Origin of the sequence: Streptomyces sp. NRRL WC-3626 (assembly GCF_000718785.1) — a bacterium.
Taxonomy (GTDB): domain Bacteria; phylum Actinomycetota; class Actinomycetes; order Streptomycetales; family Streptomycetaceae; genus Streptomyces; species Streptomyces edwardsiae.
The window spans coordinates 19,407-41,135 of record NZ_JOCA01000034.1 but is presented as its reverse complement, the minus strand read 5'-3'; the positions used below and the strand labels follow the sequence as shown (position 1 = coordinate 41,135).

Below are 21,729 nucleotides of genomic sequence, written 5' to 3'. Positions count from 1 at the left end.
GTGCCGGTCCGGGGGCCCGCAAGCCGCCACGGGCGGTGTCCCCGTCCCGTTGTGACGGCGGGACGGGGATGGCACGATGCCCCGCATCGGTACGCGACGGACGGGGTGCGTCTTGTTCGACGAGGATCACGGGTCACCGGCGGCCGCGGTGTTCGACGCGCTGGGCGGAGAGTACGAGAAGGCGTTCGCCTCCTCCCCCGCGCACCGTCGCTCGCTGGACCGGCTGCTCGGGGAGCTGGCGCCCGGCAGCAGTGTGCTGGACGTGGGCAGCGGGACGGGCCGTCCCACGGCCGCCGTGCTCGCCGGGGCGGGCCATCGGGTGCTGGGCGTCGACGTGTCCCCGGTGATGGTGGAGATCGCTTCCCGGCAGGTGCCGGACGCCGGATTCCGGTGCGCGGACATTCGGCGGATGCCGCTCGAGGACGGTTCGTACGACGCGGTGTGCGTGTACTTCGCGCTGTTGCAGATGACCCGCGCGGAACAGAGGGAGCTGGTACGCCGGCTGGCGCGGGCGCTGCGGCCGGGCGGCCTGCTGGTGCTGGCCACGGTGCCGCTGGACGTCGAGGAGTTCGACGGCGTCTTCATGGGCCAGGACGTACGGGTCACCAGTTTCGCGACCGAGGACGTCGTGGCCCTGGTACGGGGGGCGGGCCTGACCGTGAAGTGGCAGCAGAACGTGATGTTCACCCCGACCCACCCCGACGCCGGCCCGGAACCCCAGCTGTTCCTGCACTGCGGGCGGGGGGACGCGGAGGCCGCCGACTGACCTGGCGGGGTGGCGGGTCAGCCTGTCATGCGTTTGCGCCAGGCCGGTTCCACCTGGCGCCATTCCGCTTCCCATGCGGTCATACGGCGCAGTTGCATGCGGGAGCGGGTGATCCAGCCGGCGAGGACGACCAGGCCTCCGGCGGCGACGGCGACCGTGGCCCCTGACATCACGGTCTGGAAGCGGGCCTCCGCGCCCTCGGGCGGTGCGGAGACCAGGCGGCCCGTGGTGTCCGTCCACACGGTGACCTCGCTGCCCTCCGAGCTGCCCGGGTCGACCTCCGCCCTGCCGGTGTGGGTGGTGCCGTCGGCGGCCGTCCACCGCACCTTGGCCCATACGCCGCCGTCGCCGTTCTCCGTCACCGGGGCGGACAGGGACGCGGCGTCCTCGGCCAGTACGGCCGGCACGGGTGTGGTGCGCTCCCGGCGCTCGGCGAGGGACCCGTCCACGACCGCCGCCGCCGCCAGGCCGGAGAGCGCCCCGAGCAGTACGGCGAGGACGACCGTGGCGGCCAGCAGCCACGCCTCGACCAGATCGCTGCGGCGGCGCAGCGGGTTGCGCCGCCATCGCCACAGCCGCACCCTGCGGACCCTCGCACCATGCGTCATGGCCATGGGAGGTCACCTCCTCGCGCGGGTACCGAACGGCGTCCTTCTCCAGGGTGGACCCGGCCGCCCCGGTCCCGCATGGGCCGAACGGCCCGATCCTTCCGTGTGCCCGTCAGACCGTGGGATGCACGGGGACCACCTCGTGCTGCGGAACGCCGAGGACGACCTTGAGCGCCCCGGTCTCGGCGGCGTTGCCGAAGACGTCGTAGGCCTCCTGCATGTGGTCGAGCGGGAACGTGTGGGTGACGAACTGCCGGGTGGGCAGCCGGCCGGCGGCCGCCATCCGCAGCAGGGTGGGGGTGGAGTGGGTGTCGACCAGTCCGGTGGTGATGGTGACGTTCCTGATCCACAGGTCCTCGAGGTGGAGCGTGGCGGAAGCTCCGTGCACGCCCACGTTGGCCAGGTGTCCGCCGGGCCGTACGACACGGGTGCACAGTTCGAAGGTCTCGGGGAGACCCACGGCCTCGATGACCACGTCGGCGCCGAGTCCTCCCGTGAGGTCCGCGATCAGCTGCTCCGGGTCCTCGCCCGCGTCGGCCACGGCCTCGGCCCCGAACTCCTTGGCCGCCTGCAGCCGGGAGGCGGCCCGGTCCACGGCGACGACACGCTCGGGCCCGAACAGCCGGGCGGTGGCGATCGCGGCGAGGCCGACGGGGCCCGCGCCGACCACGACGACGGTGTCGCCGGGACGTACCCGTCCGTTGAGCACGCCCACCTCGTAGGCGGTGGGGAAGATGTCGGCCAGCAGGACGGCGTCCTCGTTCGCCACCGTGCCGGGGAGCGGATGGACGGACAGGTCGGCGTGGGGGACGCGTACGTACTCGGCCTGCGTGCCGTCGATCAGGTGGCCGAGGATCCAGCCTCCGCCGCCGCGGCACTGGCCGTACATGCCCTCGCGGCAGTAGCCGCAGCGGCCGCAGGCGGAGATGCAGGAGACCAGGACGCGGTCGCCGGGGCGGACGGTGCGGACGTCCGTGCCGGTTTCCACGATCTCGCCCACCGCTTCGTGGCCGAGGACCGTGCCGGGGCGGACCTCGGGGACGTCGCCCTTGAGGATGTGGAGGTCTGTTCCGCAGATGGTGACCGCGTCGACGCGGACTATGACGTCGGTGGGGTCTTCGATGGCGGGGTCGGGGAGCTCCTGCCAGGTGGACTGACCGGGGGCGTGGAAGACGTAGCCCTTCATGTCCTCACCCTTCTCGCGGCGGGTGTGTCGGGGGCGGGGCCGGGGGTCTCGGGGTGCCCTGTGGTTCCAGTTTGGATGCAGGGGGGTGGATTCGCTCGGGGGGGGGTGGGGGGGGTGGGGTTCAGCCCTTTTTTCGCCCCCGCCGCCCCTTCCCGTCCCGTCCCTGGGGGCTTTGCCCCCAGACCCCCTTCGCGCAGTTCCCCGCGCCCCTTTCAGGCCACCGGGCGGGCGATGCCCGTGGTCAGGAGGTGGCGGGTTCGGGTGGTGGAGGTGGCCAGGCGGTGGGTCAGGTGGGAGATCAGGGCGTAGAGGGGCTGGAGGATCGCGAGGTGTTCCAGGCGGGGGGTCAGGGCGGACAGGGTGATGGCCAGGGCGACGCCCGTCCAGGCGACCGGGCCGAGGGGGGTGCAGCCGAAGAAGTGGCTGACGCCCGGGGTCTGGACCAGGGCCGCGAGGACCAGGGCGGAGCCCAGGGCCGTCGTCCAGACCAGGGGGCTGCGGCGGCGGCCGGAGAGGGTCTGGACCAGTTGGGCGCCGACCACTCCGCACAGCGCCATCGTGGTGGAGCGGCGTTCGGTGCCGGGGGTGAGGCGGCCGATCAGATAGGCGGTGACCGCGCCGAGGCAGGTGGTGATGCCCCGGCGGCGGATGGAGCGGAGCAACGGTGTGCCGAGGACGTCGAGGCTCATCGGTCCCGTCGCGGCGTGTGCGGCCGTCGAGGGGTCGTCGCTCGGGGTGACCGCGACCGCCATGGCGGGGAACATGTCGGTGAGCAGGTTGACCAGGAGCAGTTGCCGCGTCGACAGCGGTGAGGACCCGGCGAGCAGGGTGCCGAGGACGCTGAAGCCGACCTCGCCCGCGTTCCCGCCGATCAGGATGCTGACCGCGTCGGCGACGCTGCGCCACAGGGCGCGGCCCTCGCCGACGGCGTCCACCAGGACGGACAGGTCGCCGGTGGTGAGCACCAGGTCGGCGGCGTTGCGGGCGGCGGCGGAGCCGCGGGCCTCGATGCCGACGCCCACGTCGGCGGCGCGGATGGCGGCGGCGTCGTTGGCACCGTCGCCCGCCATGGCGACCACCCGCCCGGCCTGCTGCAGGGCTTCCACGACGTGCAGTTTCTGTTCCGGGGCGACCCGGGCGACGACTCCGGCGCCGTGCAGCGCGCGCACCCTGTCGGAGCGGCCCATGGCGACCAGTTCGTCCCCGGTGACCACCTCGGTCCCCTCGGGCCAGCCCAGTTGCAGGGCGATGGCGCGGGCGGTCTCCGGGTGGTCGCCGGTGAGCATGACGGGCAGGATGCCGGCCCGGCGCAGTTCGGTGAGGAGTTCCCGCGAGGTGTCGCGCGGTACGTCCGCGAGGGCGATGAGTCCGGCGAACTCCAGGTCGGCGAGGCCGGCGTCGAGTTCGGCGTCCGCGTCGGGACCCTTCAGCGGGCGGTGGGCGACGGCGAGGACGCGCAGTCCCTGCCCGGCGAGCGTGTGGGCGGTGCCCGCCGCCTCCTCGGGAAGGTCCCGGCAGGCGGGGAGGACCGTCTCGGGGGCGCCCTTGACGACGAGGAGCCCGGTGTCGCCGTCCCGGCCGACGGCGGCGGCGTAGCCGCGGCTGGCCTCGAAGGCCAGTTCGCCGTCGGCGCTCCAGCCGGTGTCGGGCGGGGCGACGTCGAGGACGGCCTCGTCGGTGGCGTGGACGACCCGGCGGCCCTCGTCGGTCTCCTCCTGCGGGCAGGCCCGCGCGGCGAGCCGTACGACCGGTACGGCGTCGGCGGCGTCCGGGGCGAGGACGGTGCCGTCGGCGGTGGCCACCCGGACCAGGCGGAGCCGGTTCTCGGTGAGGGTGCCGGTCTTGTCGAAGCAGACGGTGTCGACCCGGCCGAGCGCCTCCAGGGTGCGCGGGGTGCGGACCAGGACACCGCGCCGGGAGAGCCGGCGGGCGGCGGCCATCTGGGCGACGGTCGCGACGAGCGGCAGCCCTTCGGGTACCGCGGCGACGGCCACGGCGACCCCGCCGCTGACGGCACGCCGTACCGGGCTGCCGCGCAGCAGGGACAGCCCGGTGACCAGCGCGCCGCCGGTGAGGGTGACAGGGAGGGTTTTGCGGGTCAGTTCCTGGAGGCGGGCCTGGACGCCGGCGGGCGGCGGGGTGCGGGCGGCCAGGGCGACGGCGCGGCCTGCCTCGGTGCGGTCGCCGGTGTCCACGACGAGCGCCTCGGCCCGCCCGGCCACGACGGTGGTGCCCTCGAAGACTATGCAGGTCCGCCGGGCGACCGGCGCGCCCGGTGTGGGGTCCACGGACTTGGTGACCGGCAGGGACTCGCCGGTGAGCGCGGATTCGTCGACCTCCAGCCCGTCCGCCTCCAGCAGCCGGGCGTCCGCCGGTACGACGTCGCCGGCGCCCAGGCCGATCCGGTCCCCCGGCCGCAGCCGGGCGGCGTCGACGGTGACCGTGCGGTGCCGGGTGACCCGGCGGCGTGCCTGGGGCTGCTGCCGGGCGGCGAGGCGGGCGAGCGCCCGTTCGGCGCGCAGCCGCTGGAGTCCGCCCGCGACCGCGTTGATGTCCATGGCGCCGACGACGAGCAGCGCGTCGACGACGGAGCCGAGCAGCGCCGAGGCGACCGCCCCGGTGGCCAGGACGGGGGTGAGCGGGTCGTCGAGTTCGCGGCGTACGGCGCCGGCCGCCTGCCAGGTCCAGCGGGCGGGGGCCGTCAGGGGCGTACGGGCGAGGCGTGCGGCCCGCTGCCGGGCGCGGCCGGCGAGCAGGGCGAGCCCCTCGGGTTCAACGTCGGTGCGGACGTCGCGCAGCAGATGGCGGGCCTCGTGCGGTTCGAGGGCGTGCCAGGGCACGTGGAGCCGGGGTTCGGGGGGCGTGGCACGGGCGACGCGTACGGCCTCGGTCCAGCCGGTGAGCAGGGCGCCCACCGCGGCGATGTTCACGGGGCCGTGCCGGGTGAGCCGCTGCCAGAGCCGGCCGCCGGGGGTGCCGCCGCGGGCCACCATGAGGCCGGACAGGGCGGCGCCCGCGCGGGCGAGGGTCTGCGAGCGGCGGCCGACCCGGCGGGCGGCGGGGATGGCGGTCAGCAGGCGCCACACGTCGCCCGGTCCGCCGGGGGCGAGGGCGTCGGCGCCCCAGGCGATCGCCGTGCGGGTGTCGGTGAGGGCGATCGCCACATCGCCCGCGGGCAGGCCCTCGGCCACGTCGTCGTCGCCGTGCGCGGACACGCGGGCGACGCTCACGACGATGTGCCCGTCGTTCTGCAGGGCCCGTACGACGTCGCCGAACGGCAGGCCGGCGGGGGCGACCTCGTCGGCGAGGCGGGTGATGTCCTTCAGGTCGGCGCCGCCGCAGACCACGACGTGCAGTCCCGCCCGGCGGGCCGCGTCGAGGACGGCCTCGGCGCAGGGGTGGACGGGGTCCTCGAAGGGGGCGGGCTCCGGGCCGGTCGGCGGGGCGTGCCCGCGCAGGGCGTCGGCGTGCAGGACCAGGGAGTCGGCGATCTCCAGCTGTCGCAGCCGTTCGCCGCTGCGGACGAGGACGCCGGTCAGGGCGAGGTGGGTGCCGAGGACCGTCTCGAAGGCGGCGGGACCGTAGCGGGCGGCCTTGGGGGATCCGGCGAGTACCGCCTCGGCCGCCTCCGTGGTGTCGCGGGTGACGAGGAGGGTGGCGGCGGCGCCCGCGACGCTGCCGGTGCCGGCGTGGGCGGCGTACGCCTGGGCGGGGGTCACGCGCAGCGGCGGGCGGGTGCCGGCGGGGCAGGGCAGGCTGGTGCGCGCTTCGTCGCAGACGTCGTCGTGCAGGGCCTCGAAGGCGGCGGCTCGGGCGGTCGCCTCGGTCAGCTGGCCGGTGCGCAGCAGCCCGTCGAGCACGAGGGAGACGGGCGACTGTCCGGCGCCGTGCGCGGCGGCGTTGGCGGCGGCGAGAAGGAGTTCCATGCCACTGCGGCCGAAGCGCCGCCTCAGCAGGGCGCGGAAGCGCGGGTTCTCGCGGAGCAGGGTGACGGCGGCGGTGAGCGTTTTGGGCCCGGCGGGCAGGCGCAGCGACCGGCCGACGAGGGCGCCGGTCACACCGGCGGCGTCCAGCAGCAGCGCGGCGGCGGCGATCCGTACCTCGCGGGGGTCGCCGGGGTGGGCCGCGTCGTCCTCGTCCTCCTCCTCGGGGCCGGCGTCCTCGGTGAGTCCGAGCCGGCCGGCGAGTTCGACGGCGTGCTCGGTCACCCGGTCGCCGGCGGTGTCCGTCACGGCGGTCACGACGAGCCGGGCCAGCCCCTCGTCCCAGTACGCGGTCAGGACGTCGGGGTGGTCGAGGAGTTCGGCGGCGGCCTTGCGGGCGAGCGGGGCGGCGGGGCCGTCCGGGTGCCGCAGGGCCAGGTGGACGCGGTGTCCGGCCCGCCAGTGCCGGCCGCCGCCGAGGGCGTTGCGGGCTACGTGGCCGAGGCGGCGGGTCGTGTCGTGGACGGACGTCATGCCCTGTGCGGTGCCGCGGGCGGCGCCGGCGGCGACTCCCGCCACGGCCCCCGCGAGGGGGGCGACGTCGAAGCGTGTGAGCATCTGTGGGGGTCCTGTGCTCGTGGCTCAGCCGGAGTGCCGGGCGTCACGGGGCTGTTCGGCCGGGGTGTCCCGTTCCGTGTGCGGGCCGTGGTTCCTGGCGGCCTCGGCGACCTGCTTGAGGGCCGAGGCGGTGGCGGTGTCGCCGACCTTGGCGGGCTGTTCACGCACGGGCCGTTCCGTACGGCCCTCGCGGCGGCGGGAGAGGGCGAGCCGGTCGCCGGGGCCGGTGGGCTCGACGGGGGGTTCCTGATCGGCCGTCTCCCGGGGCCCGTCCGCGCGGGCCGGGGCCCCGGGGAGCGGTTCGGCGGTACGTCCCCGCGCGGGACGCGGCCGGGTGAGCCAGGCGACGGCCGCGCCGGTCAGTGCCACCGGCCACTCGACGACACCGGCCACACCGAGGACCCCGGCTCCGGCGTAGACGGCCATCCGGCGTCCGCGCGGGGACACCGCGCCGATGGCGTCCAGGGCGCCTTCGGCCGCCTTGCCCACCCGCTCGGCGCCCGGCAGCTGCCGCAGGCCCGAGGCCACGGCCCGCAGGGGCCCCGGACGATCCGGCGGACGAGTCGTGTCCTGCTCCATGTCGACCTCCACGCGCACGGCCCCGCAGGGGGCGTTCACAGACCTCTCGGCCTTTCGCCCCATATTCGGCCGTGAACGCACGAAGCGCCCTTCTTGTACGCCCGCGACGGCGAGAACCCCGGCCCGCACCCGCGCGGGACCGGCCCGCGCCCGCGTACGGCCTCCCGTGTGAACTCCCCGCAAGGCACGCACGTTTTGAGCATTTTGTCCGCTTAGCATGCTGACGTCGTGGCTCATGATCCACTCCGCTCCGCAGACCGACCCGCACGAGAGGACACCCGATGGCGCCGTCGGGCCGTACCGGACCGCTGTCCGGGCTCGCCTTCACCCCGCAGGACGCCGAACTGCGCGCCGCAGCGCGGCATCCGGCCCGCCGCCGGTTCCTGACCCTCACCGCGGCGGCCGCCTCCCTCGCCTTCACCACCGGCCTGCCCGCGCGCGGCGCCTTCGCCGCGCCCCGGCTGGAGGCGGCCCGGATCACCGAGGACCCGTTCACGCTCGGGGTCGCGTCCGGGGACCCGCTGCCCGACTCGGTACTCATCTGGACCCGGCTCGCCCCGTCCCCCTTCGAGCCCGACGGAGGGCTCGGACAGCAGCAGGTGGAGGTGGACTGGGAGGTCGCGCTCGACGAGGCGTTCATCGGGGTCGTACAGCGGGGCACCGTGCTCGCCCACCCCGAGTACGGGCACAGCGTGCGCGTCGACGTGCGGGGCCTGGATCCCGGCAGCCATTACCACTACCGCTTCCGCACGGGCACCTGGATCAGCCCCGCCGGCCGCACCCGCACCGCTCCGGCGGCCGGCACGGACGTCGCGAGCCTGCGGCTGGCGGCGGTCGCCTGCCAGGCGTACCACGACGGCTACTACACGGCCCATCGGCACCTCGCCCGGGAGGACGTCGACGTGGTGTTCCACCTCGGCGACTACCTGTACGAGTACGCCGTCGACTCGGCGGGCGGCGCCCGCGCCTACACCGACGTCGTCCTGCCGGACGTGTTCAACCGCGAGACGACGACCCTGGCGGACTACCGGACGCGCTACGCGCTCTACAAGAGCGACCCCGATCTGCGGGCCGCCCACGCCGCCCACCCGTTCGTCGTCACCTGGGACGACCACGAGACCGAGAACAACTACGCGGGCGCGGCCGACGAGAACGGCAGCGACCCGGCGCGTTTCCTGCCCCGCCGCGCCGCCGCCTACCGCGCCTACTGGGAGAACCAGCCGCTGCGCGCCGGCCAGCTCCCCGACGGCCCCGACGCCCGGCTGTTCCGCCGGCTGCACTGGGGCACACTCGCCCAGTTCGACATCCTCGACACCCGCCAGTACCGCTCGGACCAGGCCTACGACGACGTCCCGCATGTGCCGGGACCCGAGTCGGACGACCCGGCCCGCACCCTCACCGGGGACGCGCAGGAGCGCTGGCTGCTCGACGGGTGGGGCGCCTCGACGGCGCTGTGGAACGTGCTGCCGCAGCAGGTGTGCTTCTCGCAGCGCCGGCTGGACCTGAACGCCGAGGCGAAGCTCTCCATGGACGCCTGGGACGGCTACCGCGCGAGTCGCGGCCGGCTGGTCGCGGGCGCGAAGGCCGCCGGTGTCGACAACTGGATGGTGCTGACCGGTGACGTCCACGTCGCGTACGCCTTCGACATCAAGGACGACTTCGACGACCCCGGCTCGGCGACCCTGGGCACGGAGCTGACCTGCACCTCGGTGGCCAGCGGGCGCAACGGCGCGCAGCGGCCCGCCAACTGGGACACGTACACGCGCGCCAACCCGCACCTGAGGTTCTACGACGGCCGGCGCGGCTATCTGCGGCTGGAGCTGGGCCGGCTGAGCGCCCGGGCCGACTACCGGATCGTCCCGTTCGTGACGACGCCCGGCGCGTCCGTCTCCACTGCCGCGTCCTTCGTCACCGAGGTGGGCGCGCCGGGGCTGACCCCGGTGTGACCCGTACGGGTGGTCCGGCGGGTCGGCGCCTACTGCACTCGGGTCGCTTCGCTTCACCAAAGCGGTAATTCCGGCGTGTCCTGACATCGTGCCAGGTGTCCCGGGCAAGGCCTAAGTCTCCTCCGCAGCTTCGCACCACGAACCAAGGAGACGTACCGCATGGTCTTCAGACACGCCCGGACCGCGCGCCGGTCGGCCCTCACCGTGCTCGGCGCCCTCGTCCTCGCCGGGCTCCCCCACGCCGCGGTGGCCGATCCCACGCCCGCGGCGGGGCCGGCGCCGAGCGCCGCCCAGACGCTCGGCGCCGACCGGCCGTCACCCCAGCTGCTCGCCGCCATGGAGCGCGACCTGGAACTGGACGAGGGCCAGGCCTCGGAACGGCTGGTGAACGAGGCGGAGGCGGGCAGCAGGGCGGGCCGGCTGCGCAACGCGCTCGGCGAGCGGTTCGCCGGCGCCTGGGTGCGGGGAAAGACCTCCGGAGAACTGACGGTCGCGACCACCGACGCCGGCGACACGGCCGCCATCGAGGCGCAGGGCGCCACGGCCAAGGTGGTGACCCGGACGCTGACCGGTCTCAAGGCGGCCAAAGCCGAACTGGACGCGGCGGCCGCGCGGGGCAAGACCTCCGAAACGCCCGTCTGGTACGTCGACGTGCCGAAGAACCGGATCATGGTGCAGGCGACCAGCCAGGAGGCCGGGGCCGCGTTCGTGAAGGCCGCGGGCCTGGAGGGCGAGGACGTCGGCATCCGGATCACGACGGTACGGCCGCGGCTGCTGCAGGACATCACCGGCGGCGACGCCTTCTACATCGACGACGCGGCGCGCTGCTCCGTCGGGTTCTCCGTCACCAAGGGCGCGCAGGGCGGCTTCGTGACCGCCGGTCACTGCGGCAGGGCCGGGGCGACCACGACCGGGTACGACCGCACCGCGCAGGGCACCTTCCAGGCGTCCACGTTCCCCGGTGTGGACATGGCGTGGGTGGGCACCGACGAGCAGTGGACGCCGACGCCGGACGTCAAGGCGCAGAACGGCCAGGAGGTTCAGGTGACCGGCTCGGCGGAGGCGCTGGTCGGGGCGTCGGTGTGCCGGTCCGGCTCGACCACCGGCTGGCACTGCGGGACCATCGAGCAGCACGACGCCAGCGTCAGCTACCCCGAGGGCAGGGTCGACGGGCTGACCCGGACGACGGTGTGCGCGGAGCCGGGCGACTCCGGCGGTCCGTACGTGGCGGGCGCGCAGGCGCAGGGTGTCACCTCGGGCGGGTCCGGCAACTGCACGAGCGGCGGTACGACGTTCTACCAGCCGGTCAACGCGATGCTCGGTGAATTCGGGCTGACCCTGACGACCGCCGCCGCCGCGCAGACCACTCCGGACGAGCAGCAGGAGGACGGCGCGCAGGCGTGGACCGCCGGCCAGGTCTACGAGGCGGGTACCACGGTGACCCGGGACGGGGTGCGGTACCAGTGCCTGCAGACGCACCAGGCCCAGGGTGCGTGGGCGCCCGCGAGCACCCCGGCGCTGTGGCAGCGGATGTGACGGCCTGACGGTTACGGCGCCGGTCCCGAGGGGGCCGGCGCCGTTCTCGCGTGCGCGGGCCGTCACTCCTCGGCGAGGAGGTTGTACGCCGTGGTCACGAACGGGTCGTGGGCGCGGTAGCGGCGGCCGCACACGGCGGCCAGGGCGGTGCCGGTGTCGGGCCGGAAGCCGAGGAAGGCCTGCTGCCCGGGGGTGGCCCCGCTGTGGAAGTACAGGGGGCCGCCGTCCATGGGGTGCCGGAACCAGGCGGCGGTGTGGACGTGCCGGTGCCCGAGTCCGCGGCGGAGCACGGGGGTGCGTACGGCGTGCAGTGCGCCGGCCAGCGGCGGGCACCGCCCGGGGTCGAGATGGGCCTCGAGGAAGGTGAGCAGGTCGTGCGGGGTGGCGCGCAGGGCGCCGGCCGCCGGGAATCCGCCCGCGTCGAAGGCGGGGACGGCGGTACGGCCGTCCCTGGTGTGCCCGGTGGCGTCGCGCCCCCGCTCGGCCCGCAGGGCGGTGTCGCCCAGTCCGAGGGGGCCGAGCAGCTCGCCGGTGATCAGGTCGGGCCATGGGGTGCCGGTCGCGGCGGCCAGGGCGTGCCCGAGCACGGCGACACCGAAGTTGGAGTAGCGCCAGCGGGTGCCGGGCCGGCGCCGGGGGCGGTGGCGCAGGAACGCGTCGACGACGCGCGCCCCGGGGTAGCGGGCGTAGGGGTTGGTGCGCCGGGCGGGCAGGGCGCGGGCGTAGAAGTCGGGCGGGAGGCGGGGCAGTCCGGAGGTGTGGGTGATCAGATGGACGAGGGTCACCGGCTCCGGTCCGGTGGGCCGGCCGCCGTCCAGGAGGGCGCGGGCCGGCTCCCCGCCGGTGAGCAGGCCCTCGTCCATCAGCCGGGCGAGCAGCAGTCCGGTGAACGTCTTGCCGGCCGAGCCGATCTCGTAGCGCAGGGTCTCGCGAGGGTACGGCGGGGGCGGGGCGGTGCCGCCGGTGCGTACGGTGCGCCGGCCGTGCCGGGACACGGCGAAGACGGTGTCGGGCGCGTCCACCGCGGCGACGGCGTCACCGAGCCGCTCGTGGAGGCGCTCGTCGGCGTGCGGCTCCGGGCGGTGTGCGGGCGGCTCCGCGTCGGGCGGCAGGCCGGGCCAGGGGGCGCGGTAGGTCGTCGTCATGAGGCGCGGGCCAGTTCGGTGAGGGCGCGGGAGGTGGCCAGGACGGAGGCGAAGGCGGCGACCAGGGTCGAGTGGTAGACGATGTCGAACACCTCCTGCTCGTCGCCCTCCGGCATGGCCCGGATCGCGGGCACGGCACCGTCCGGCCGCTGTACGGCGGCGAAGGCCCGCCAGGCCGGCTCGTCCAGGGTGGGGCGGGGCAGGCAGGCGTCGACGACGAGGAGTTCGCCGAGCAGGTCCCAGCGTTCGAGGTCGAGCCAGTCGTCGATCCAGGCCGGCAGCCAGGTGGCGACGTAGTCGGCGAGGCCGGGGGGCAGTCCGCCGGGGTTCTCGCCCCAGTCGGTCAGATGGAACACGCAGTGGGTGATGTCGTAGGCGATATGCCCCTCGACGGTCCAGGGTTCGGGGGTGCGGGCCAGCCAGGTCGGGCGCAGGGCCTCGGCCTCGGAGGGCCGGGGGGTGAGTCCGAAGCGGCGCTGGAACGCGGAGAGCGCGAGCCGGCGGGTGGGGGACGTCTCGAACGCCCGCCAGCTGTCGAGGCGGTGGTTGAGGACGACGGCGCGCTCCATCTCGGGCTGGCTGTAACCGAGTTCGCGGAACGGCAGATACACCTCGAACGGTATGGGTGAGAGCGGCTCCGTCCGCTGTCCGCGCACCAGCATGCTGCCGCCATCCAGGGCGTCGCGCCACGCGTGGTCGATCAGCCGGCGGGCCAGTTCGGCCTGGCGGGACCCGGCGACGCCCTCGCGGAACAGCACGGAGCAGATCAGGGCGAGTTCACCGACGGGTTTGAAGCGTTCCAGGAAGCCGGTCTCCGGGTCCGCGTCGGGTTCCAGCCGGAAGCCTTCGCGGTGGGCCCAGAGCCATTCCAGGGCACCGGCTCCGACTTGGTGGATCAGGCGGGTGTCGGTCATGCCGGCGCTCCTTGTCGGCCGTGCCGCGGTCCGGTGCCGGCGGGTGCGCCCGCCGGGCGCGCGAGGGTGAGGACGGCCGCGAAGGCGGCCAGCAGGGTGGAGTGGTAGTGATGGGCGAAGTGCCGCTCGGGGTCGGCGACTTCAGCGCCTTCGTCGTCGCGGCCTTCTTCCCGGATCGCGCCGGAGGGCGCCTGTTCCGTTCTCAGCCGCTGCCAGGCGTCGGGCGGGACGATGCCGTCGAGGGGGCGGGGCAGGGTGGCGGCGACGGCCAGCAACTCGGCGCTCAGGTCCCACATGCCGGCGTCCAGGCAGGTGTCCAGCCAGGGCGGCAGCCAGTCGGCGAGATAGCCGGCGAGGTCCGCCGGGAGGGCGCCGTCGGAGCGTCCCCAGTCGGTGAGGTGGAAGACGACGTGCGTGAGGGCGTATCCGGCGGGGCGTTCGAAGGTCCAGGGTTCGGGCAGTCCGCCGAGCCAGGTGCGCGGCAGCACGGGCGGCGCCTGGCCGGGGCGGTGGACACCGGTGCTCTCCTCGGCCATCAGGACGCCGAGCCGCCGGGTCGGGTGCTGCTCGGTGAGCCGCCAGCCGCGGGTGCGGGCGACCACGGCGGCGGCCTGCTCGAAGCCGGTGTGGCGGTGGCCGGCAGAGGCGAGGGCCGCGTAGATCTCCAACGGGTAGGTGGCGAAGGGCTCCAGCCGTTGCAGCTGCGCGAACAGCTCGCCCCCGTCCGTCTGTTGCCAGGCGAAGTCCAAGAGCGCGCCCGCGCGGTCGTGCAGGGGGTCCGCGGGGTCGGTGCGGTGTCTCACCGTCGCGCAGACGCGGGCCAGTTCGCCGAGGGGTTTCCAGGTGCCGTCGACCCGGCCGTCGACCGCCAGCGCGTCCTCGCCGAGGGCGAAGCCGCCCCGGTGGGCGCTCACCCAGGCGAGGGCGTCCTCGGCGATCCGCCGGACGTCCCCGGTGCCGGGGGCGCTCACACGAGCGTCCCGGTCCGGGTGAGCCGGGCCGCCCGTACCTGGAGCGTGACCATGGGGTCCTGGCCGCCCATCAACTCCACGAAGTCCAGGCCGGATTCCAGGCCGAGGGTGTCCGGGACACCGGGCAGCAGGGTCAGCCAGCGGCCGGCGCCGGCCGCCTGCCGCCAGTCCCTTCGGCGCACGGCCCGGACGAAACCGCGGGCCACGTCGACCGGGCGGCGCGCGGCCAGGCGGGACACCGCGCAGCTCTCGCCGGGCAGGGCGAGCGGGGCGAGGACGGCGAGCTGATGGGTGAGGGTCTGCCAGCTCGCGTCGTCGAGCCAGCGGGTGTCCGGCTCGTCCGGCGGGCCGGAGGAGGAGTTGGGGTCGAGCCGTCGCAGGGCACGTGCCATGCCCCAGTGGCTCCAGCGGACGGTGGGCGCCGCGTCCGAGCGGGGCGGGTACGCCTCGACCGCCTTGCGGAAGACGGCCACTTCGGCCGGGTCGGAGGTGGCGCCGGACAGCAGGCCCGGCAGCACCGCGTCCGCGCCGAGCACCCGTACGGCGGCGAGTGCGAGGTCTCCCGCTTCCGCGGTCCCCGCCGGGAGGACCGCACGGGTGTGGTCCCCGTCCCGGAGGACGGAGACCACACCGGAAGCGAGGTCCTGCACCGCGGCCTGCAATCGGGTCGAAGTGCCTGACTGCTCCATGTCACTTGCTCCTGTCGCTCCGGTCAGCCCTTCTTCGGACGCGGGGTGGGGGGCGACAGCAGGGCGGCTCCGCCGCCGGCGACGGCCGCGAGGGCCGCGCATTCGCGGCTGTCACGGTAGACGCCTTCGGTTTCCGCCGGGTCGAGTGCGGCGTCGAGGTCGGTGCTGCGGAGCGCGGTGAGTTCCTCGATGACGTTCTCGTCGGGACGCATGACACCATCTCCCAGAGACGTGGTGGTTTTTCCGTCCCCTTCAGACTCACCCATAACGGACAATTCACGCCACTTTTCCCGTACTTGATTTGGTCACTTCTTCAACCTGCGGGTGGGCGCGGAGCGCGGAAGGCGCGGAACGGTTCACCGGGATGCAGTACACGGTCGTGCCGGGAGGCGGGGAGCGGGGCAGGGTGAGGGTATGAGCAGGGTCATATCTCGGAAGTGGGGGCATGTCGTCGTCACCGGCGGGGGCGGCTTCGTCGGGTCCCGGTTGTGTGCCGTGCTGCTGGACGCCGGTGCCGACGTGACCTGTGTCGACGATCTCAGCACCGGACGGGCGGAGAATGTCGCGGCGCTGCGTGGGCGTCCCGGGTTCACGTTCGTACGGGCCGATGTGGCCGAGGAGTTGCCCGTCGACCGGCCGGCCGACCTGGTGCTGCACTTCGCCTCCCCCTCGTCCCCCGCGGACTGTCTGCGGCTGCCGCTGCACACCCTGGACACGGGCAGTCTCGGCACGCGCAACGCCCTGCGGCTGGCCCACCGCGCCGACGCCCGCTTCGTGCTCGCCTCGGCCTCGGGCGTCTACGGCGCCCCGCGGCACAGCCCGCAGGACGAGCGGTACCGGGGCGATGTCGACCCGGTCGGCCCGCGCAGTGCCCACGACGAGGCCAAGCGCTTCGCCGAGGCACTGACCACGGCCCACGCGGAGACCCTCGGCACGGACACCTGCGTCGTACGGCTGTTCAACACCTACGGCCCCGGGATGCGCGGCGACGACGGCCGCGCCGTTTCGACGTTCGTCCGGCAGGCCCTGGCCGGCGAACCCCTCACCGTGACCGGTGACGGCCTGCAGACCCGCTCGCTGTGCTACATCGACGACACGGTCTCCGCCGTCCTCGCGGCGGCCGCGCACGGCATGCGCGGCCCCGTCAACATCGGCGGCGCGAGCGAGATCACCATGCTGGGCCTGGCCCGCCTCGTCATCGCGCTGGCCGGTTCCCGCTCGGAGATCCGTTACATCGACCGCCCGGTGGACGACCCCGCCGTACGCCGCCCCGACATCACACTGGCCCGGGACAAACTCGGCTGGGAACCCCACGTCGCCACCGAGGAAGGCCTGCGCCGCACGATCGACTGGTTCCGGGCCAACGTCTGAGGGGGCGGGGTCCGAAGGGGCGCGCGGAACCGCGCGAAGGGGGACCCGGGGGTGGAACCCCCCGGAGACGGGAACGGGAAGGGGCGGCGGGGGCCGAAAACCTCCGTCAGCAGGACAACTTCGCCCGCACCCGCCCGGCCACCGCCGCGGGCCCCGCCCCGGCCCGCACGGACCGCCGCACAAGACGGGCGTCCCGCCGCAGATCATGCGCGGCATGCCGGCTCCGCCACACCACGGACGGCGCCGCCCCCGTGTCGTCCGCGGCGATCAGCAACCCGCCCAGCATGGACAGATTCTTCAGAAAGTGGATGCGCTGCTGAGCCCGCTCACCGGGATCCTCCAGCTCCCAGAACCGATGCGCGGCCAGCGTGGTCGGCACCAGCGTGACGGCGATCGCGAGCGCGGCCGGCCGCGACATACGCCCGGTCGCCAGCAGCAGCCCGCCCACGACCTGGACGGCACCGCTGAGCCGTACGCAGTCCTCGGTGCGGTCCGGCAGCACCGGCACGCGGTCCGTGATGGGCCGTACGACGGGCTCGGCGAGCGGGGACACGTTCTCCGGGTGGCGGACCGAATCCAGCCCGCCCGCGACGAACATCGACGCCAGCATCGGGCGGCCGAGGACACGCAACAGACTCATGGGCTTCTCCTGGGGGTGTGGGTGGTGGCGGTGCGCCGGGTTCCCCTCGGCGCGGGGGCCATTCGGCGAATCCTCACCAGAAACGGGTGGTGAGCGCGGGACGGCGCACGGCCTGGACGGCGTCCCGCAGGCACAGGGCGACGCCGATGACGGTGCGCAGGGCCGAGGGCCGTACGGTCTGGGCGGTCTCGGTGGCGAGGACCAGGAGGCAGCCGGCCGCCTGCTCCACCACGGACACCGGCAGGGTGTAGTCGCTGTCGGCGGCCGCGCGGAACGCCTTCAGCGGGATCCCGGCGCCGTCCACGGTCCGCCGGGCGGCCTGTTCCAGGTGCTGGGCGGCCTGTTCGCACAGGGTGGCGGGCAGGGTGAGGGTGCGCTGGAACGATGAACTCGTCATGCTTCCACTGGTCCCCCGGCGCGGCTCCCTCGCATCGGCGGGCCCCGGTATTTCACCCGTCCCGCGCGACCGGCCGCGCCCACGCACATGAGGAGTCCTCCCATGAGCCTCTCCCCCGGTCCGGCCGCCCGCGACGGTGAGGTGGCCGCCCGCTTCACCGGACGGACGGTCAGCGGTGTGCGGGCGCTGTCCGGCGCGCTCACCGAGGTCCGGCTCGACGACGGCCGGGTCGTCGTCGTCAAGCGCGCCGACGGCCCGGACGCCGTACGCGCGGAGGCGGCCGGACTGCGCTGGCTGGCCTCGGCGGACGCGGTACGGATCCCGGTGGTGCACGGCCACGACGCGCACCGCATGGTCGTCGACCGCGTCATGGAGGGCCGCCCCGGGCGGCGGGCGGCGCTGCGGTTCGGCCGGGAGCTGGCCGCCCTGCACGCGGCCGGCGCGCCGGCGTTCGGGGCTCCGCCGCCCGGTGGGCCGGTGGAGGCGTACATCGGGCTCGCCCCGATGCGCAACGTCACCGGCGACGACTGGCCCGGCTGGTACGCCGAGCACCGGGTGCTGCCGTATCTGCGGACGGCGGTCGACGACGGCACCGTCACCGCCGGTGAGGCGGGTGTGGTCGAGCGGGTCTGCGAGCGGCTGCCGGAGCTCGCCGGGCCGGCCGAGCCGCCCGCGCGGCTGCACGGCGATCTGTGGAACGGCAATGTGCTGTGGGGCGCCGACGGGCACGTCCGGCTGATCGACCCGGCGGCCCACGGCGGGCACCGGGAGACCGACCTCGCGATGCTCGCCCTGTTCGGCTGCCCGGAACTGGACGCGGTCCTGGACGGCTATCAGGAGGCGGCGCCACTCGCCGGCGGGTGGCGGACACGCGTCGGCGTGCACCAGCTGTTCCCGCTGCTGGTGCACGCCGTGCTGTTCGGCCGCGGTTACGCCGAGCAGGCGCTGGCGGTGGCGCGGTCGGCCCGCTGACTCAGCGGGTCACCACATGCCGTTCGTCGGGGACGCAGTGGGTCATGGTGAGCCCTCCGACGTCGCGCGGCGGGTTGTCGCCGAGGGTCGCGAGCCGCTTGCGGTCGTCGTCCGTGAGGGTCTGGCCGGGCAGGACGTCGAGATGGGCGACGTCCTCCGGCATGATGCCGAGGCCCTCGCCGACACGGCGGCCGAGGTCGTTCTCGGCCAGCAGGAAGTGCCAGACCATGCGCTCCTGGACCGCCCGGTCGCACTGGGAGATCAGATCGGTGAAGTTCTTCACCAGGTCGTCGCGCTCCCACTCCTCCAGGAGGAGATAGCGCTGGCCCGCCTGCTGGTAGTCGTTGGTGCGCGCGATGCGCATCCGGGTGAGCCGGCCCTTGATCTCCGGGCCCTGCTCGTCGTGCGTCGGGTACTGGGCCTCGCGCAGACCGCCGGTGATCGAGGGCTCGTAGTTCACGATCGGGTTCTCGCCCGCGCCGTCGACGTGGTAGGTCATCTGCCCGTCGCGCTGGTTGGTGCGCACCCGGGCGTGCTTGGCGTGGTTGACGGGCAGCTGAAGGTAGTTGGGGCCGACCCGGTGGCGCTGGGTGTCGCTGTAGGAGAAGGTCCGGCCGACGAGCATCTTGTCGTCGGAGAAGTCGAGTCCGTCGACGAGGACACCGGTGCCGAAGGAGATCTGCTCGTTCTCGGCGAAGTAGTTGTCCGGCATCCGGTCCAGCACCATGCGGCCCACCGCCTTCGGCGGGAAGTCCTGCTCGGGCCAGACCTTGGTGTCGTCCAGCGGGTCGAAGTCCAGCTCCGGGTGGTCGTGGTCGTCCATCATCTGGACCAGCAGTTCCCACTCCGGGTGGTCGCCGCGTGCCACCGCCTCGTACAGGTCCTTGGTGGCGTGGCCGAGTCCGTCGGCCTGGATGTTGGCCGCGTCCTCCTCGGTCATGCTGCGCACGCCCTGCTTGGGCATCCAGTGGTACTTGACCAGCTTGGTCTCGCCCTCGGCGTTGATCCACTTGTACGTGTTCACGCCGAAGCCCTGCATGTGGCGGTAGTCCGCCGGGATGCCGCGCGGGCTGAACAGGTTGACCAGCATGTGCAGCGACTCCGGTGTCTGCGACATGAAGTCGAAGATGCGGCGCGGCTGTTGCTCGAAGGTGACCGGGTCCGGCTTGAGGGCGTGGATGACGTCGGGGAACTTGATGGCGTCCCGGATGAAGAACACGGCCAGGTTGTTGCCGACGAGGTCCCAGTTGCCGTCCTCGGTGTAGAACTTCACCGCGAAGCCGCGGGGGTCGCGGGCGGCCTCGGAGGAGTCGCGTCCGCCGATGACGGTGGAGAAGCGGACGGCCAGGTCCGTGCGGTGGCCCCGCTCCTGGAAGAGTCTGGCCCGCGTGTAGCGGGAGACGGGCTCGTCGCCCCACTTCCCGTACGCCTCGAAGTAGCCGTAGGCGGTGACCCCGCGCGCGTGCACGACCCGTTCGGGGATGCGTTCCCGGTCGAAGTGGCTGATCTTCTCCAGGAACTGATAGTTCTCCAGCGTGGCCGGGCCCCGGGAGCCGACGGTCCGCTGGTTCTGGTTGTCGTAGACCGGATGGCCCTGCCGGTTGGTGAGTACCTCGCGGTCGTCACCCGGAGCGGGGCCCCGGCTCGAAACGTCCGTCATGATCGTGGGCTCCTTGCGCTGCTCGGCGTCCCGCCGGTGGCGTCCGTACGATCGTCATGCTGCCGCGCGTCGGCGCGGGCGGCGACCTGGGACGGCCGGACGGGGCGGAAGCGGTACAGCGCGGCGCGAAGGCGCGGGGGCCCCGACCGGTCCCCCGTTCCGGTCGTGCCCCCGCGTGGTCCGAAACTATTCGCAGTGGCGGCGGCCTGTGTACCGCACCGATGCCCGCTGCGGCCGCCGGAGGGCTCATCCGTGCACAACCGAGTCCGAAACACCCGGTTTACCCGCCCGCGATCACCGGCTGTTCCAGGTCACCGGCCGCGAGATGGGCGAGCGCGACCTCGTACAGGTCGGTCCCGGTGGCCAGCAGCTGGCGTTCCAGGACCGGTTCGGCGCTGCGTACGTGCTCGCGCACGGTCTGGGCGTGCACGCCCAGGGTCTGCGCGGCCCGTTCGGCGTTGCCGCCCGCGGCGATCCAGGTGCGCAGGGTGCGGCGTACGTCGCGGGTGTCCCGGTCGAGGCGGCCCAGCAGCTCCCGCGCCCAGCCGCCGACGGCGGGGCCGGCCAGCAGTTTGGTGAGGCCCGGGGAGGGGGCGCCGGGGTCACCGGCCGTCTGCCCGTCGAGGAGGTTGATCTGGGTGTGCAGTGCCAGGTGGACGACGGCGCGGGCGGTGACGTCGTCGAAGTCGACGCCGAGCATGGTCTCGACGCGTTCCATGCGGGCGCGCACGGTGTTGCGGCTGACGCCGAGGATCTTGGCGGTGTTGACGGCGGTGAACTCCAGGCCGAGCCGGGTGGTGGCGAGGAGTTCGGCGCGGGTGTGGTGCGGCAGCGCGTCCAGCGGGCGCAGTACCCGGCCCGCCCAGCCGCGCAGCGCGACGGGGTCCATCAGCCGTTCGGGGTGGGTGCGTTCGGCGTACACGGCCGTCTTGTCGGCGCGGAAGCGGGCCACCGCCAGGGCGCTGACGGCCTGCCCGTACGCGGTGGCGGTGCGGGCGAGGCTCTGCCACACGCTGCCGCCGAGGAAGGTGTCCGGGTGCCGTTCGACCAGGGACCGCAGTTCGCCCGCGGTGGCCTCGCGGGGGCTGACGACGATCACGTGCCCGTCCATCGCGGGGCAGCGCACGACGAGCGCCTCCTCGCGGGTGGTGCCCAGGCACTCGGCCGCGAGCCGGTCGCGCAGGGCGGGCGCGGACTCGATGACGTAAACGCAGGCCGTGTCGGCGTCGAGCAGTCCGGGCCAGAGCCCGGCGGCGACCCGGCGGGCGGCGACGGTGTCCTCCACCATCAGCAGCTGGAGGATCGCCAGGCGCAGGTCGGCGGTGGCGCGGCGGAGCCGCTGTCCGGCGGCCACGGTCTCGTCTGCGGTCAGCAGGAGTTCGATCACCTGGGCGGTGTGCGTGACGACGTCGGAGGTGTGCCGGTCGAAGGGGTCCTCGCGGGAGACGGCCAGCACGCGGGCCGGCGCGAGGTGCCCGATCCTCACCAGGCGCAGATGGCGCCCCTCCCCCTCCCAGGCGGCGGAGGCGATCCGGCCGGAACGGAGCCCGGCGGCCAGGGACTCCTGCAGCGGCAGCCGCGTGCCGGCGAGCAGGGTGCCGGCGGCGTCCTGGAGGGAGACCTCCGCGCGTACGGTGGCGGCGAGCCAGTCGACGACCCGGCGGACGTCACGGCCCGCCGGACGCAGATGCTCCAGCAGTTCCCGCGCCCACGCCGGATGCTCCCCGGCCGTCTCCGGTGTCCGCCGGATTCCGTCGCTACGGCCTGCCACCTCGGCCTTCCCCTCGTCCGCTCGTCGTCCGCTCGTC

Annotated in this window: 18 protein-coding genes; 5 read left to right on the top strand and 13 right to left on the bottom strand. The window is 74.4% G+C overall.

Annotated features, from left to right (window positions below):
* Window positions 1-76 precede the first annotated feature (76 nt).
* Window positions 77-766: a class I SAM-dependent methyltransferase gene (locus IF28_RS0134690; RefSeq protein ID WP_037894680.1), complete on the top strand. Its 690-nt coding sequence runs from the start codon at window positions 77-79 to the stop codon at window positions 764-766.
* A gap of 17 nt (window positions 767-783) precedes the next feature.
* On the opposite strand, the gene IF28_RS0134685 is transcribed toward IF28_RS0134690, so the two are convergent.
* From IF28_RS0134685 to IF28_RS39345, 4 genes are all read right to left on the bottom strand, one after another.
* The gene (locus tag IF28_RS0134685) at window positions 784-1,380 is read right to left on the bottom strand and encodes a hypothetical protein (RefSeq protein WP_030229156.1); all 597 of its coding nucleotides are present in this window, start codon (window positions 1,378-1,380) and stop codon (window positions 784-786) included.
* Window positions 1,381-1,486: 106 nt separating this feature from the next.
* Entirely contained in the window at window positions 1,487-2,560 is a 1,074-nt protein-coding gene (locus tag IF28_RS0134680) for a zinc-dependent alcohol dehydrogenase family protein (RefSeq protein WP_030229154.1), read from the bottom strand.
* A gap of 212 nt (window positions 2,561-2,772) precedes the next feature.
* Window positions 2,773-7,101, bottom strand: coding sequence for a cation-translocating P-type ATPase (locus IF28_RS0134675; RefSeq protein WP_030229152.1), 4,329 nt, complete (start codon window positions 7,099-7,101; stop codon window positions 2,773-2,775).
* A gap of 24 nt (window positions 7,102-7,125) precedes the next feature.
* The gene (locus tag IF28_RS39345; protein ID WP_051713981.1) at window positions 7,126-7,680 is read right to left on the bottom strand and encodes a lipase chaperone; all 555 of its coding nucleotides are present in this window, start codon (window positions 7,678-7,680) and stop codon (window positions 7,126-7,128) included.
* A gap of 281 nt (window positions 7,681-7,961) precedes the next feature.
* On the opposite strand from IF28_RS39345, the gene IF28_RS0134665 reads away from it, so the two are divergent.
* Window positions 7,962-9,626, top strand: a complete 1,665-nt coding sequence (locus IF28_RS0134665; protein ID WP_030229148.1) for an alkaline phosphatase D family protein — start codon at window positions 7,962-7,964, stop codon at window positions 9,624-9,626.
* Window positions 9,627-9,785: 159 nt separating this feature from the next.
* Entirely contained in the window at window positions 9,786-11,162 is a 1,377-nt protein-coding gene (locus tag IF28_RS0134660) for a trypsin-like serine protease (protein WP_030229146.1), read from the top strand.
* A 62-nt stretch (window positions 11,163-11,224) separates the two neighbouring features.
* Here IF28_RS0134660 and IF28_RS0134655 read toward each other — a convergent pair whose 3' ends face one another.
* The 5 genes from IF28_RS0134655 to IF28_RS0134635 are packed head-to-tail and all read right to left on the bottom strand — an operon-like array spanning window position 11,225 to window position 15,093.
* Window positions 11,225-12,307 carry a serine hydrolase domain-containing protein gene (locus IF28_RS0134655; RefSeq protein ID WP_030229143.1) on the bottom strand — a complete coding sequence of 361 codons (1,083 nt, stop codon included), beginning with the start codon at window positions 12,305-12,307 and terminating at the stop codon, window positions 11,225-11,227.
* Window positions 12,304-13,221, bottom strand: a complete 918-nt coding sequence (locus IF28_RS0134650; RefSeq protein ID WP_030229140.1) for a DUF6895 family protein — start codon at window positions 13,219-13,221, stop codon at window positions 12,304-12,306. The genes IF28_RS0134655 and IF28_RS0134650 overlap by 4 nt, the downstream gene beginning before the upstream one ends.
* A complete protein-coding gene (locus IF28_RS0134645) occupies window positions 13,218-14,192 on the bottom strand; it encodes a DUF6895 family protein (protein WP_030229138.1) in 975 nt (324 codons plus the stop codon). Before IF28_RS0134645 ends, IF28_RS0134650 begins: the two co-directional genes overlap by 4 nt.
* Entirely contained in the window at window positions 14,189-14,881 is a 693-nt protein-coding gene (locus tag IF28_RS0134640) for a hypothetical protein (protein ID WP_030229136.1), read from the bottom strand. The genes IF28_RS0134645 and IF28_RS0134640 overlap by 4 nt, the downstream gene beginning before the upstream one ends.
* Window positions 14,882-14,904: 23 nt before the next feature.
* Window positions 14,905-15,093, bottom strand: coding sequence for a hypothetical protein (locus IF28_RS0134635; RefSeq protein ID WP_030229134.1), 189 nt, complete (start codon window positions 15,091-15,093; stop codon window positions 14,905-14,907).
* A 202-nt stretch (window positions 15,094-15,295) separates the two neighbouring features.
* Between IF28_RS0134635 and IF28_RS0134630 the strand changes: the two genes are divergently transcribed.
* The gene (locus IF28_RS0134630) at window positions 15,296-16,252 is read left to right on the top strand and encodes an NAD-dependent epimerase/dehydratase family protein (protein WP_030229131.1); all 957 of its coding nucleotides are present in this window, start codon (window positions 15,296-15,298) and stop codon (window positions 16,250-16,252) included.
* 106 nt (window positions 16,253-16,358) lie between these two features.
* On the opposite strand, the gene IF28_RS0134625 is transcribed toward IF28_RS0134630, so the two are convergent.
* Complete coding sequence (locus tag IF28_RS0134625; protein WP_030229129.1) at window positions 16,359-16,892, bottom strand: DoxX family protein; 534 nt, start codon at window positions 16,890-16,892, stop codon at window positions 16,359-16,361.
* Window positions 16,893-16,965: 73 nt separating this feature from the next.
* Window positions 16,966-17,289, bottom strand: coding sequence for a hypothetical protein (locus IF28_RS0134620; RefSeq protein WP_030229127.1), 324 nt, complete (start codon window positions 17,287-17,289; stop codon window positions 16,966-16,968).
* 102 nt (window positions 17,290-17,391) lie between these two features.
* Here IF28_RS0134620 and IF28_RS0134615 point away from each other — a divergent pair, with 102 nt between their 5' ends.
* The gene (locus tag IF28_RS0134615) at window positions 17,392-18,261 is read left to right on the top strand and encodes a fructosamine kinase family protein (RefSeq protein WP_030229124.1); all 870 of its coding nucleotides are present in this window, start codon (window positions 17,392-17,394) and stop codon (window positions 18,259-18,261) included.
* A gap of 1 nt (window position 18,262) precedes the next feature.
* Here IF28_RS0134615 and IF28_RS0134610 read toward each other — a convergent pair whose 3' ends face one another.
* Window positions 18,263-19,921: a catalase gene (locus IF28_RS0134610; RefSeq protein ID WP_030229121.1), complete on the bottom strand. Its 1,659-nt coding sequence runs from the start codon at window positions 19,919-19,921 to the stop codon at window positions 18,263-18,265.
* 280 nt (window positions 19,922-20,201) lie between these two features.
* Window positions 20,202-21,692 carry a helix-turn-helix domain-containing protein gene (locus IF28_RS0134605; protein WP_030229119.1) on the bottom strand — a complete coding sequence of 497 codons (1,491 nt, stop codon included), beginning with the start codon at window positions 21,690-21,692 and terminating at the stop codon, window positions 20,202-20,204.
* Window positions 21,693-21,729 lie beyond the last annotated feature (37 nt).